Below are 13,900 nucleotides of genomic sequence, written 5' to 3'. Positions count from 1 at the left end.
TAAAACATGCAAAAAGCGGGATGAAATGAATCATCCCGCTTCTTTTATTAAAAATGAGATCGGTCTAATTACCTAATTAAAGTGACATTTCCTTTTTGGGTAAATATCTTTCCGGAATCTGTTACTGCCTCGATTGTATAAATATATACTCCAACCGGCTGAGGTTTTCCATTATATGTTCCGTCCCAACCTGCATCTATATTTGAAGTGCTGTAAACTTTATTGCCCCAACGATTATAAATGCTGAAATCTCTTAATGTGGCAATGCCGCGTTTCGAAGGTTTGAACATATTATTGGCCCCGTTCGGTGCAAACGCATTTGGCATATCAAGAACAGTTTCTTTCACAATTACATCAATCGAATCATTGATTTTACAGCCTGCTTCAGTGATTGCTGTTACAAAATAACGTGTTCTTACTTCGGGACTTACCAACGGATCTGCAATATTCGTATTGCTGAGTCCTGAAGGCGGGAACCACGTGAAGTAGCTTGCATTAGATTCCGGTTGCAGATGAAATTGTTCTCCTGAATAAATATTTATACTATCAGGTAAAGACAGAATAGCCGCAGGATAAACACGTACTGTTACTTTTTCAGTATCCATACAATTATGGGCATCCGTAATTAATACAGTATATTCTGTTGTTTGCGGCGGATTGGCAACCGGGTTTGCAATATTTACATCTGAAAGACCGTAAGAAGGGCTCCATTCGTAAACAGAACCACCGCCTGCCCAAAGATTAACGGAACCTTCGATGCCACTGCAATAACCTGTATCGGCAATAATACTTCCGAAGCCAATAGGATAAACCGTTACTAACACGGTATCTTGATCACTACATCCGATAGGCGTTTTTACATTCAGGATATACTCAATAGTTGAATCTGCAATAAAATGAGTATTAGGCCCTGTAGGATTTGATAAATTTGATGTTGCCGGCGACCATTGATAAATATAGTCATCTCTGTATGGCGTTACACCGGAACCCAATGTTACATCGGTACCCTGACAAACATATTTATCTTCAGGAAGCACAAGGTTCGGATATTGCTGCACTTCTATTTTAAGCGTAACCGATGTATCCGGACAAGCATAATACTTACCTGTCAGCGTATATATCTGTGATTGATTGGCTGTCAACGTAGGTTGCAAGATAGTTGAATCACTTAATCCCGTTGCAGGATCCCATGTGTAATTGTAGGCCGGTGTGCCAGTCGCTAATATTGGAATAACCGTTCCCTGACACACAACTGTATCGGGGGTAAGAAGTGTCAATACCCTTGGTGCCAAATCAATATTAATAGTGTCCGAACTTGTAAATCCGCAAATACCCACTACCGAGTCTTTCACTATAACATAATATTGATCGTTTAAAGTCGGATCAACAGTAACGTCAACCTGATCGGACAGGCCTACTATACCTGTCGCAGGGCCCCATTGTATAATGTTATTATTCGACGGGTTGTTTATCTGTACATGTAAATCTATATTTTGTTCAAAAGCACATAATACAGTGTCTTTAACGGTAAGATCCGGAATAGACGCTCTTTGTACTATTATTGTAAAATAAGAAGTATCCTCTGTAATACAGGTATTAGGGTTGGTTGCTATCAATGTAACATTATAGGTACCCGTATCTGTAAACGTATGCGTCGGATTGGCAAGAGTTGAAGTAGTATTATCATCAAAATCCCATAGATAAGTTATTGCAGCAGTAGATGTGTTAACAAATGTAACTGTATATGGCGCACATCCTGTATCGTTTTGGTTAGGGGCCAATTCAAAATTAGATTGTACTCCGGTTGCTTCGAAGTTGAATTTGAAACTTACAATGTCCTGACCACCTGTAGTTTGTTTTGTTTGAGACCAGCTATTAACCGTTGTGCCGGGATAAGTAAAATTAGAACAGCAAACTGATTGATAAACAATACCATTGGGATCCATTCTGTTGATCCCAACGTGGTTATGATCTCCAAGTACTCCAAAATAGGAACCATAGAAAAGTCCTCCGAAATCCGGCGTCAAAACACCAAACCAGAAGGAAGCCTGAGCGGGTTGTGAAGCATCAGGAGTTAATGGCATTCCTGCTTGTGCACCAGTTCCCGCTACATATACATTTCTGCAAATGTCAACCAGGAAAGCAGATGGGAAGTATCTTCCCCCTGTTTGGTTGTTCCCCATTCTTGTTGACATAATGGAAGTTTCCAGGAATGGATCCAATCTTTCAATAAAAATATCGCCATTGGCATTTCCTGTATAAACACCGGTTGAAATCGGATAATTACCCAAGGTTCTGCCCAAAACATATACATCGTCGGCATCATCAACCTGGACGGCTGCAGCATGATCTATATTATTGGTTCCTAAATAGGTAGAACGAATCATACTTCCAAACTGAGGGTTTATAATACTCACAAATCCGTCATTAGTTCCACCCTGATAAGTTGGATGTAAAGTTGTAGTAGTTGTTCTGAAATCACTGCTGGATGTAACACCTGATATAATCAGGTTTCCTGCGTTATTAAAGACCAGGCCGGTTGGAGAATCATTACCGGCTCCGCCTAAATAACTCGAATATTTCATTGTATCGCAAGTAGGGCTTAAGTTATATATAATAATGTCAATGCCGCCACTCAAAATATTTGAATTGGTCCAGGGGCCCGTTAATATCAATCTGACTATACTATCGCAACCTGATGCTGCGTCAAATGTCCGGAAATAAGTGCCCGGAGTAGTAATGACTGTATCTCCGAAATAATAGTTACTTCCCGCACAATAGTTTTCTGTAAAAGTAAATGTGTCAACAGGTTTAATATATAAGCTTAGTGTTATTACACTATCACAACCTGCAGTAGGATAAACATTTAAATAGGTACCGGATGTAGTCAGCATCTGCGTGCCAAAAACATAAGTAGCGCCATTGCATATACTATCGGTAATGAAAGTGGTAATATACGGCAGGAAGTCTAAATGAACAGTAACAGTACTGTCACAACCAAGGCTTGACGCAAATGTATGCGTATAAGTACCGGCAGTAATTAAAGTAGTAGGTCCGAAAGGATAACCTGTACCCTGACAAATACTTACGTCAATAGTATCATTATAAGGTACGCTTTCATTCAACGTAAGTGTAACTACGCTGTCACATCCTGAAGTAGGGAATGCATGTGTATAAGTACCTGAAGTAGTAAGTGTTTGTGAACCAAACTGATAACTTCCGCCGGGACATATATAAGCTGTTACGCTATTGGTAATATTAGGTCTGTATTCAAGATGAATTGTTACCATACTATCACACCCGCTCGTTGTAAACGTATGCGTATAATCGCCGGGAGTAGTTAACGTTTGTGAACCGAAAGCATAAGAACCACCCTGACAGATAGTCGGATAATATTTGTATTTATTTACGGTGCCGTTTGATAACTGCAATACAATAATCCTGTCACAACCTGACAATGAAGCCATTGTATCTATGTATGTGCCCGGAGTAGTTATTGATTGATTGTCGAATTTATAAGTTGTGCCTGTGCAGAATGTAGCCTGAACTGTATCTCTTACATAAGGGCTAACAGTCAGATTCAATGTGACGATACTGTCGCAACCTGTAGAAGAGAATGTATCGATATAAGTTCCTGCGTTGTGCAAAACAATGGTTCCGAACGTATAACTTTTACCTGCACAAATATCCTGACTTATGTTATTGATTTTATAAGGTTTTATGGAAAGGGTAAGTGTAGCAATACTATCACATCCAAGGGTAGGGAAAGTATCAACATATACACCCGGAGCAGTAAGAAATGCCGGTCCGAATTGATAGCCTGTGCCTGGGCATATAGCTTTTGAAACAGCCTGAGTGATATATGGTTTTATACCAAGATGAAGGACAACTGTACTGTCGCATCCCGCTAAAGATGTGAAAGTATGTGTATAAACACCGCTTGCACTCAGACTTTGCGGTCCGAATTGATAAGTAGTTCCAGGACAAATATTTTTAAAGACGGTGTCGACTATTGGTTCCCCCACTGTTAAAATCAGTTTTACAACACTGTCACATCCACTTAACGTGGCAAAAGTTTGTGTATAAGTACCGCTCGTTGTCAAAACTTGTGTGCCAAAGATGTAAGTACTGTTATGGCAAACCCATTTTTTTATAGTGTATGTATTCCGGGAACTTGCACCTACTATATCAATATCTGTAGAATTGGTGTTACCAACCACCCAGATATTCCCTGCAGGATCAAAAGTGAGTTCCATAGGGCTTAGTTGGGAAGATTGATTGTTATATGCATTTCCGGTTGTTAATACATCAACAGGATTTCCACCCGGGAAAAGAACTTGAAATGGTTCGTTTGCCGAACCGCCTAAATAAGATGCCCCAATCAAAGTACTTCCATCTGCACTAAAATGTGCAACAAACATATCACTTACGCCGCTAAGCGAATTGTCATAAGAAGTTGTGGTCATTGGCAGGTTGCTTGAGTTTGTGCTACCTACCACTACCAACTCATTCAAATCATTCACTTTCATGGCATTGGGTACTTCAAACGACGACCCGCCATAAAAGGTGGAATAAATAAGTGTACTACCCGCAGCATTATATTTATTAATACCCACATCCCTGTTACCACCTATATTTTGCTGAAAAGCACCTGTTGTAGTTGGCCAGCCTGATGAAGGGTAACATTCAGCACCTGCATATAAGTTACCGAATGCATCATACGTTGTAGAAAAACCATAATTATCTGAGTTTCCGGCTCCGGTACCACCGCTAAAAGTAGCAAAAACAAGAATCGGATCGATTACAAGGGTTTGTGTTTTATCATATCCTTCAGGAAATTCAAAAGACAAATGACCTTTTTCTAATTTATAATTACTTTTTACAACTCTTTCCTGACCATTGATAATCTGATAAGTATAAGGAGCAAGTTCCGTTACTTCATTTACACTTGTTTTAATGTAAATACTTCCGTCCGGTTTCAATTGTGGCGTTACACCATCAAACGAAAGTTTAATTTGATTAACATCAGCACCCGGGCTTACAATAAAATCATACTTTAATGCATTTTTTTTGCTATAAACCTGAACATCTACACCATTATAGATGTTTTGTTGTGTAACCTTACCGTAAAGACCCACATGGCCGGCCCATTTAGATTTGTCGTTTCCAAGAAAGTAATTCTGATATGTAACCCTTTTGTCAGTACTTACATATTTCGGATTGGGATTCGCGCCATCAAAATTTACTTTATATGCGTGAAAATGAACTAGGTCAGATTTTTTATCTGTATGCTTTTCGGCTTCTTCATTATGGCCGTTTACACGTGCCCAATCTTCCTGGTTGGCATAGTTATATACAAAACCTTTATTGGTGATGAACATGACTCCGTCAGGGATATCCGCCCTGAATTTTGCTTCTTCAATCCACTGTCCCTTATTTTCAATGAAGTCCGTTCCCTCTTTTTTTACATTTATGAGATGTTCTCCCGTTGCAGGATGATTTCGTAATGGTTTTTGAGCAGAGGCTGAAAGGCTTAATGAGAGTAGTGTGAATACGAAAAGTGCTTTTGGGTAGAGACCTTTTTTCATACAGGTATTATTTGTTGTGTGGTTTTATTGGAACGGTTATTACGCTATTTCTTAGACCCATTTTAAACTCAATGGGTTGGGTAAATATACGACACCTAATTTAAAATAAAACTTTCAGTTGGCTTTTAGTTTAAATTTGAATAATTTTGAACCATCCATGAGCATTATTTCGCCGGCTATTAAAAGATATATGAAATTGCGTCTGAGCGCAATTGATAATTTTGCGTTGAATCCAATCGATACGCAAAAACAGGTATTTAATTACCTCGTCGGCTCTGCTCAGTTTACGGAATTTGGCAAATTACATGGTTTCGAACATATTAATTCGATAAAGGAATTTAAAGAAAGAGTACATGTAAATGATTATGACTCATTAAAGCCCTTTATTCAAAAAATTCTGGAAGGTCAGCAAAACATTTTATGGAGCGACCCCATTAACTGGTTTGCAAAAAGCAGTGGTACCACCAGCGATAAAAGCAAGTTTATTCCCGTTAGCAAAAGTTCTCTGGACGATACCCATTTCAAATCGGGTAAAGATGTGCTCTCCCTTTATCTGCGGCAGTTTCCCCAAACCAATATGATGAATGGCAAATGTCTTACTATCGGTGGCAGTCATCAGGTAAACCAACTGAGCGCAGATTCATTTTATGGAGATTTGTCTGCAGTTATGTTGCAGAATATGCCTTTTATGGGACAGGTAATGCGCGCTCCCGAATTGGCAGTGGCTTTGATGGAAGAATGGGAAGCGAAGCTGGATGCAATGATTTACAGCGTCTTTCATGATAATATAACATTCATCGCAGGTGTTCCTACCTGGACTTTGGTACTGATAAAAAAAATACTTGAAATTTCGGGTGAACACGATTTGCATAAAATCTGGCCAAACCTTGAATTGTATATTCATGGCGGCGTGAGTTTCAAGCCTTATCGCGACCAGTTTAAAGAATTGATTCCTGCTGCAAGCATGAAGTATATGGAAACCTATAATGCTTCTGAAGGTTTTTTTGCAGCACAGGATAATCTGGATGAAGAAGGCATGTTACTTTTCCTTAATCATGGCATTTTTTACGAATTCATGCCAATGGAAGAATATGGCAAAGAAAATCCGCAGACACTTACCCTTCGCGATGTGGAACTGGATAAAAATTATGCCATCATCATCAGCACCAATGCGGGTTTGTGGCGTTATATAGTAGGCGATACGGTTCAATTTACCTCTTTGGAACCTTATCGCATAAAGGTGAGCGGCAGGTTAAAACATTATATCAATGCTTTTGGTGAAGAAGTAATTGTAGATAACAGCGACCATGCCATAGCAGAAGCCAGCAGATTAACAGGTGCAATCGTAAACGATTATACAGCCGCACCAATCTACATGAGCGGTACCGAAAATGGTGCACATGAATGGATTATTGAATTTGAACATTTGCCTGTTGAACTCTCTGTTTTTGTATCGGAAATGGATAATGCTTTGAAAAGTATCAATAGCGACTACGAAGCCAAACGCTACAAAGACATTGCGTTGAGGATGCCCGTTGTCCATCGTATGCAGAAAGGCGGCTTTAACAGTTGGCTAAAAAGCAAAGGCAAGTTGGGCGGGCAACACAAAGTACCACGTTTGTCCAATGAACGAAAGTACATTGAAGAGATTTTGCCCTTTGTCAGGTAAATAAGTTCCGGTAAAATTCCCGGTAAATGAAATAGATTTTACGTTTCCTCTAAACTGAATGATATGAATATTTTGTTTACCATTGTTTGTATTATATGGGGCCTTTCCGAAATTCTTTTAAACAGGTTACTGCGTTCCAAAGCTGAAGACCTGCAAAATGAAGACAGAAATTCCTTGAGGATGATCTGGATGACCATTTTAATAAGTACTTCCTTTGCAATTTTAATCACGCAACGATCTTCATTTCCCATTATCAATAACAATGTCATCTTTTATATAGGCCTCGCAATAATTTTGTCAGGCGTAATACTGCGACTGCTTGTTATCAGATCAATGGGTGCCATGTTTACGGTAGATGTTACCATAAGAAAAGAACATAAACTTAAAACCGACGGCTTCTTTAAAATTGTACGACATCCTTCTTATTTTGCCTCTTTACTTTCCTTTATCGGTTTCGGGCTTTCTCTTAATAACTGGTTGTCATTAGCCGTTGTTTTTATAATGATTTTTATGGCCTTCAGCAGGCGTATTCAGATTGAAGAAAATGTTTTAATCAATCAGTTCGGTGATGCATACCTGGATTATAAGAAGCGTACCAAACGCATTATACCATTCATTTATTAAGGTTAAGAATGCATTCCTGAATTATATTCAAAAAAATATAAAATCCCCGTTAAACTACAAAACCAAATTCTCGTCTAAGGCCTTTCTGTAATAATTTGTATGCCTGTAAAGTTGTTCTTTAACATCCATAATAATTACAGATTGATAATATTCCTTGATAGTTTTATTGGGATAATTTCACTAAGGAAAATTCATATAGTGAAACAATTAAACTAAAATGGAAAGATGCTGTTTCTTCAATACGTAAGTATTGTTTTCCAATATTCAAATTGCCAAACCAAATAAATGAGTTTACCTTCTTTCGCACTTAAAAGACCGGTTTTTGCAGTCGTTGCAAATGTATTTATTTTAATTTTTGGCTTTATTGCGTTTAAGTTTCTGGGCATCCGTGACTATCCGTCCATCGATCCTCCTATTATAAGCGTACGTACCAGCTACTCCGGCGCAAACCCCGATGTTATTGAATCACAGATAACCGAGCCTTTGGAGAAGTCCATTAACGGTATTGCAGGTATTAGTAACATTACTTCCTCCAGTAGCCAGGGTACCAGTAATATTACAGTTGAATTTGATTTGGGTGAAGACCTCGAAGCTGCTGCAAATGATGTGCGTGATAAAGTTTCACAAGCTGTCCGTAGTCTTCCGCAGGATATTGATGCGCCACCGGTAGTATCAAAAGCCGATGCCAATTCACAACCCATTATTTCCATGACAGTACAAAGCGAAACCAAAAATGCTTTGGAACTGAGCGATTATGCCGAAAATATTTTACAGGAAAGATTACAGACCATTCCCGGTGTAAGTAGTATCCAGATATGGGGACAAAAGCGTTATGCAATGCGCTTATGGTTCGACCCTATGAAAATGGCTGCTTACAACATCACCTTTAGCGATGTGCAGGCTGCTTTGGATAAGCAAAATATAGAATTGCCCGCCGGAAAGGTGTATGGTTATAATACAGAACTTACAGTACGTACTTTAGGCCGGTTAAAAACAGAAGACGATTTTGAAAGCCTCATTATAAAAAATGTGAACGGTACTGATCTCCATTTAAAAGATATCGGAAGTGCCGTATTAGGACCTGAAAATGAAGAGACACAACTGAAAGAAAGCGGTGTAACAATGGTGGCGCTCGCTTTGGTCCCGCAACCCGGCTCCAATTATGTAGCCATTGCAGATGAGTTCTATAAGCGGTATGAACAGATTAAAAAAGATGTCCCATCCGATATAAAATTGAATATTGCACAGGATAACACTGTTACAATCAAGAAATCTATCAGTGAAGTACAGGAAACCATCTTTATTGCATTCGCATTGGTAGTAGTGGTTATTTTCCTTTTCTTCCGCGATGTATTGATTTCCATCCGCCCGTTGATAGATATTCCCGTGAGTCTTATCGGTGCCTTTTTCATCATGTATCTTTTTGGCTTCACCATTAATATCCTGACTTTACTTGCTATAGTTTTGGCCACAGGTCTTGTGGTGGATGATGGTATTGTGGTCGCTGAAAATATTTATAAAAAGATGGAAGCCGGTATTTCGAAACACCGGGCTGCCAAAGAAGGAAGCGAAGAAATTTATTTTGCCGTTATTGCCACTTCTATTACCCTTGCCGTTATATTTCTGCCTATTGTGTTTCTGCAAGGCTTTACAGGAAGGCTTTTCCGGGAGTTTGGTATCGTAGTAGCCGGTGCTGTTATCATCTCTTGTTTCGTATCATTGACTTTAACACCCGTTTTGAATGTTTATCTGTCAAGAAAAGATACCACTAAGAAATCTAAATTCTACATTAAGACAGAGCCCTTCTTTGCCGGTATGGAAAACAAATACCGAAGTGCATTGGAATGGGTGATGGATCATAAATGGCTGGCAATAACCGGTACTATATTCTGTTTTGCTGCTATCTTCTTTATAGGTTCAAACCTGAAAAGCGAATTGGCCCCGATGGAAGACCGTTCCCGTTTCCGCCTTTCCATGACTGCGCCTGAAGGTACCTCTTACGATGCGATGGATAATTATTCCAATCAGATTGCCCAATACATAATGGACTCTGTTCCCGAACGCGCTACTGTATTGACTATCGTATCTCCGGGAAATGGCGGTGCCGGAGCTGTTAACTCTGCAAACGGTAATATAAGATTGGTAGATCCGGATCAGCGCAAGCGTTCGCAGGATGAAATTGTACAGCAGGTAAACAGTGCTTTCCGCAAATTTAATTTTGGAAGATCCGTTGCCATTCAGGAACAAACCATTGCCGTACAGCGTGGCGGAGGTAGTAAGTTGCCCGTTTCTTTCGTTTTGGAAAATATCAATTTTGACAAGCTCAGTAAAGCGTTGCCATCCTTTTTGGATGAAGCCAACAATAGTAAAATCCTTGCCGATGTGGATGTGGATTTGAAAGTGAACAAGCCAGAATTACGTATTACCATAGATCGCGCAAAAGCTTCGCAGTTAGGTGTTTCAGTGGCCGACGTTTCTCAGACATTGCAATTGGCATTAAGTAATGGCCGCCTTGGTTACTTTACCATGAACGGAAAACAATATCAGGTAATCGGTCAGGTAAACAGAAGCAACAGGGATGAGCCGCAAAACTTACGGAATTACTATGTGCGTAATTCAAATGGTGCCATGATTTCATTGGATAACATTATCACAATCCAGGAAAACATCAGCCCTTCCCAGATTTATCACTACAACCGTTACAAGTCTGCAACTATTTCCGCCAATACCGCACAGGGACATACTTTAGGCGAAGGCATTCAGGAAATGCAACGCATTTTTGATAAATTAAAAAAGGATAAAGTAATTGATGAATCCTTTACCACAGCCCTTTCCGGTTCTTCCAAAGATTATGCCGAAAGTGCATCAGGAACATCCTTCGCTTTTATTCTGGCATTGGTTTTAATCTATCTTGTACTGGCAGCCCAGTTCGAAAGTTTTGTGGATCCCTTTATCATTATGCTGACAGTGCCTTTGGCAATTGCAGGAGCAGTAATATCATTGGCTCTGTTCGGGCAGACACTCAATATCTTTTCTCAAATCGGTATGATTATGCTTATTGGTCTGGTAACAAAGAATGGTATTCTGATTGTTGAATATGCCAACCACATAAGAGATAATGGCGCATCAAGACGTGAAGCAGTTGTAGATGCGGCAAAAATGCGTTTGAGGCCTATTCTTATGACGAGTCTTGCAATGGTAGGCGGCGCATTGCCATTGGCTTTATCATTAGGCGCTGCAAGTACGAGCCGTATTCCATTAGGTATTGTAATCGTTGGTGGTGTTATTTTTTCATTGTTATTATCATTATTTATTGTTCCCGTAATGTACACCTTCCTTTCACGCAGAAAAAGAAAAGAAGTTACAGCAGTAGAAAAATTGAATGATTAAAATGAAGTTATAAAACAATAAAACTATCAACTGAAGACTGTCAACTAACGACTATAAAAATGCGTAAGAAAATTATTTTTAGTGTTATAGCAAGCTTAATGTGTTTGATGGTTCGCGCACAGGATACTACTGTGAACGGACCTATTCTTACATTGAAAGATGCCATTGATATAGCTTTAGACCAAAACTTCAATATCCGTATTGCAAAGGTTTCATTAGAACAGGCTAAAGCAAATAATACTATTGGCAATGCCGGTATGCTACCGACTATTTCGGCAATCGGAACCTTAAGCAAAAGCATTACAGATGCGAAGATTGAATTGGCTACCGGCGCAGAGCAAAACAGACATAATGCACAAGCTACGACCCTTGGCGGCGCCGCACAATTGAACTGGACATTGTTTGACGGACTTAGAATGTTTATAGCAAAAGACAGGCTGAATGAAATGGAACAAATAGGGAATATACAACTACGGAGTCAGGTGCAGGCCACCGTTTCGCAGGTTATAATTTCCTATTCAAGCGTCGTTTATGAAAAACAACAATTAATTGCCCTCGATACGGCCATGTCACTGGCTTATTCAAGAATGACAATTGCGAAAAAGAACTTTGAAGTAGGAACCTCTGCAAAGACGGATTACCTTCAGGCTCAAGTCGATTATAATGCCAGTAAATATGCTTCCATATTACAGGATGCTAAATTACGCCAGTTGAAAGACAGCCTTATGCTATTACTAAGCCGCGACCAGTTTGCTGATTTTGATGTGGAAGACAGCCTTAAGCTTAACCCTGATCTTACCTTCAATGCAAAAGAACTTTGGATGAGCGATAATTTTGATGTTCAATTGGCTGCTGAACAGAAACAACTTTCTGTCTTTGATCTTGCATTGACGAAAAGACTACAGATTCCTACTTTAAATCTGGCGGCATCTTATAATTATAACCGCCTTCAGAATGATGCAGGCGCCACCTTGTTTAACAGGACCTATGGCCCGCAGGTAGGCCTGAACCTGAATCTACCCATATTTGACGGATTCAATTTGCAGCGACAGAAAAAGGTTGCAAGGCTCGAAGTAAACCGTCAGGATTTATTATACCAATATACACAGTCAAGAGTTGCCATGCAATATAGAGTTGCCTGGCGCGCTTATAAAAATGCATTGGAAGGCCTGAACCTTGAAAAAGAAAATATAAAATACGCTGCCGAAAACGTAATGATTCAGCAGGCACGTTTTAAGGTGGGAGTTAGTAATACATTGGAGCTTAGAGAAGCTGAAAACAGCTATGTAGCAGCATTGACAAGATTGGTAGATGCCGGTTATACGCTTAAAGTTGCAGAAATCAAATTGCTGGTTATAGAAAATAAACTGGTGAGATAAAAGGCATATTTTTTATAAAGCAATTCGCTGCTGTAGTCTTTTGACCAACAGTAATATCAAGTCCTGAAAGGGCGACACAAAACAGAATAAGGTGCAAACCTTATCTTTTAATAAGAATTGCACCCCATTGCTATTATGTTTTCAGGATCTCTAAAACGATTTGAAAATCAATTAATTTATAATAAAAAAGCAAATGCTCATGCATTTGCTTTTTTATAGCCGCTGTTGTGTCTTTTGACCAACAGCAATATTAATAAGATAGGATGCAAACCCTATCTTACAATTAATTACTTGCGTTTCATTGCTTTTTCAGCCGCCGCAATAACATCCTCTGTAGTCAATCCGTATTTCTTTAAAAGATCGGCAGGTTTTCCGCTTTCACCAAAAGTATCCTGAACCGCAACATATTCATGAGGAACCGGGCAATTGCGCGATGCTACATTCGCTACAGCATCCCCTAAGCCACCGTTGATTTGATGTTCTTCTGCCGTAACCACACAACCTGTTTTAGTTAAAGATTTAATGATGGCAGCCTCGTCCAACGGCTTGATTGTATGCATATTGATTACATCGCAAGAAATACCTTTTGCTTCCAAAGCACGCGCTGCTTCCAACGCATTCCATACCAGGTGGCCACATGCAATGATAGAGACATCTGTACCTTCATTCATTACCTGAGCTTTTCCTATAACGAAATCACTGCCGTTTTCAGCAGTAAAATTCGGCCATTTTACACGTCCGAAACGTAAGTAAACAGGACCTTCGTAATCGGCAATAGCCATTGTTGCAGCCTTCGTCTGGTTAAAGTCGCAAGGGACAATGACCGTCATATGCGGCAACATCCTCATCATGCCCACATCTTCCAGAACCTGGTGCGTAGCACCATCTTCACCTAAAGTAAGCCCTGCATGCGAAGCACAGATTTTTACATTTTTGCCACTGTAAGCAACCGATTGACGAATCTGGTCATACACCCTGGAAGTAGAAAAATTTGCAAAAGTCGTCGTGTATGGAATTTTGCCGCCGATAGTCAGACCCGCAGCAATGCCAATCATATTAGCTTCTGCAATACCCACCTGAACAAAGCGTTCCGGAAAATCTTTTATAAATGCGTTCAGTTTTAAAGAACCTGCAAGGTCGGCTGTAAGCGCCATGACATTCGGGTTCTTTTTGGCAGCTTCATGAATACCTTCACCAAAGCCGGCGCGGGTTTCTTTTTCGTTTTGTGCGATAAAATCCTGCAACATGCG

The 13,900-nt window shown here is 39.7% G+C and carries 6 protein-coding genes; 4 read left to right on the top strand and 2 right to left on the bottom strand.

The genetic code is table 11. The features are described from left to right. Positions 1 to 68: 68 nt before the first annotated feature. Positions 69 to 5,588 carry a DUF7948 domain-containing protein gene (locus tag F0919_RS02175; RefSeq protein ID WP_150031073.1) on the bottom strand — a complete coding sequence of 1,840 codons (5,520 nt, stop codon included), beginning with the start codon at positions 5,586 to 5,588 and terminating at the stop codon, positions 69 to 71. Between the two features lie 136 nt (positions 5,589 to 5,724). On the opposite strand from F0919_RS02175, the gene F0919_RS02170 reads away from it, so the two are divergent. The 4 genes from F0919_RS02170 (at position 5,725) to F0919_RS02155 (ending at position 12,650) form a co-directional block, all read left to right on the top strand. Further along, positions 5,725 to 7,257: a GH3 auxin-responsive promoter family protein gene (locus tag F0919_RS02170; RefSeq protein WP_235903440.1), complete on the top strand. Its 1,533-nt coding sequence runs from the start codon at positions 5,725 to 5,727 to the stop codon at positions 7,255 to 7,257. Positions 7,258 to 7,320: 63 nt separating this feature from the next. Further along, entirely contained in the window at positions 7,321 to 7,881 is a 561-nt protein-coding gene (locus tag F0919_RS02165) for a methyltransferase family protein (RefSeq protein WP_150031072.1), read from the top strand. Positions 7,882 to 8,166: 285 nt separating this feature from the next. Further along, a complete protein-coding gene (locus F0919_RS02160) occupies positions 8,167 to 11,271 on the top strand; it encodes an efflux RND transporter permease subunit (protein WP_150031071.1) in 3,105 nt (1,034 codons plus the stop codon). A 59-nt stretch (positions 11,272 to 11,330) separates the two neighbouring features. Next, entirely contained in the window at positions 11,331 to 12,650 is a 1,320-nt protein-coding gene (locus F0919_RS02155; RefSeq protein WP_150031070.1) for a TolC family protein, read from the top strand. 287 nt (positions 12,651 to 12,937) lie between these two features. Here F0919_RS02155 and F0919_RS02150 read toward each other — a convergent pair whose 3' ends face one another. Next, the gene (locus tag F0919_RS02150) at positions 12,938 to 13,897 is read right to left on the bottom strand and encodes a transketolase family protein (protein ID WP_150031069.1); all 960 of its coding nucleotides are present in this window, start codon (positions 13,895 to 13,897) and stop codon (positions 12,938 to 12,940) included. Positions 13,898 to 13,900: the final 3 nt, after the last annotated feature.

The organism is Taibaiella lutea (assembly GCF_008629695.1).
In the GTDB taxonomy this organism is placed as follows: Bacteria; Bacteroidota; Bacteroidia; order Chitinophagales; family Chitinophagaceae; genus Taibaiella; species Taibaiella lutea.
The sequence above is the reverse complement of the archived record's forward strand: the minus strand, read 5'-3'. Positions and strand labels throughout refer to the sequence as shown.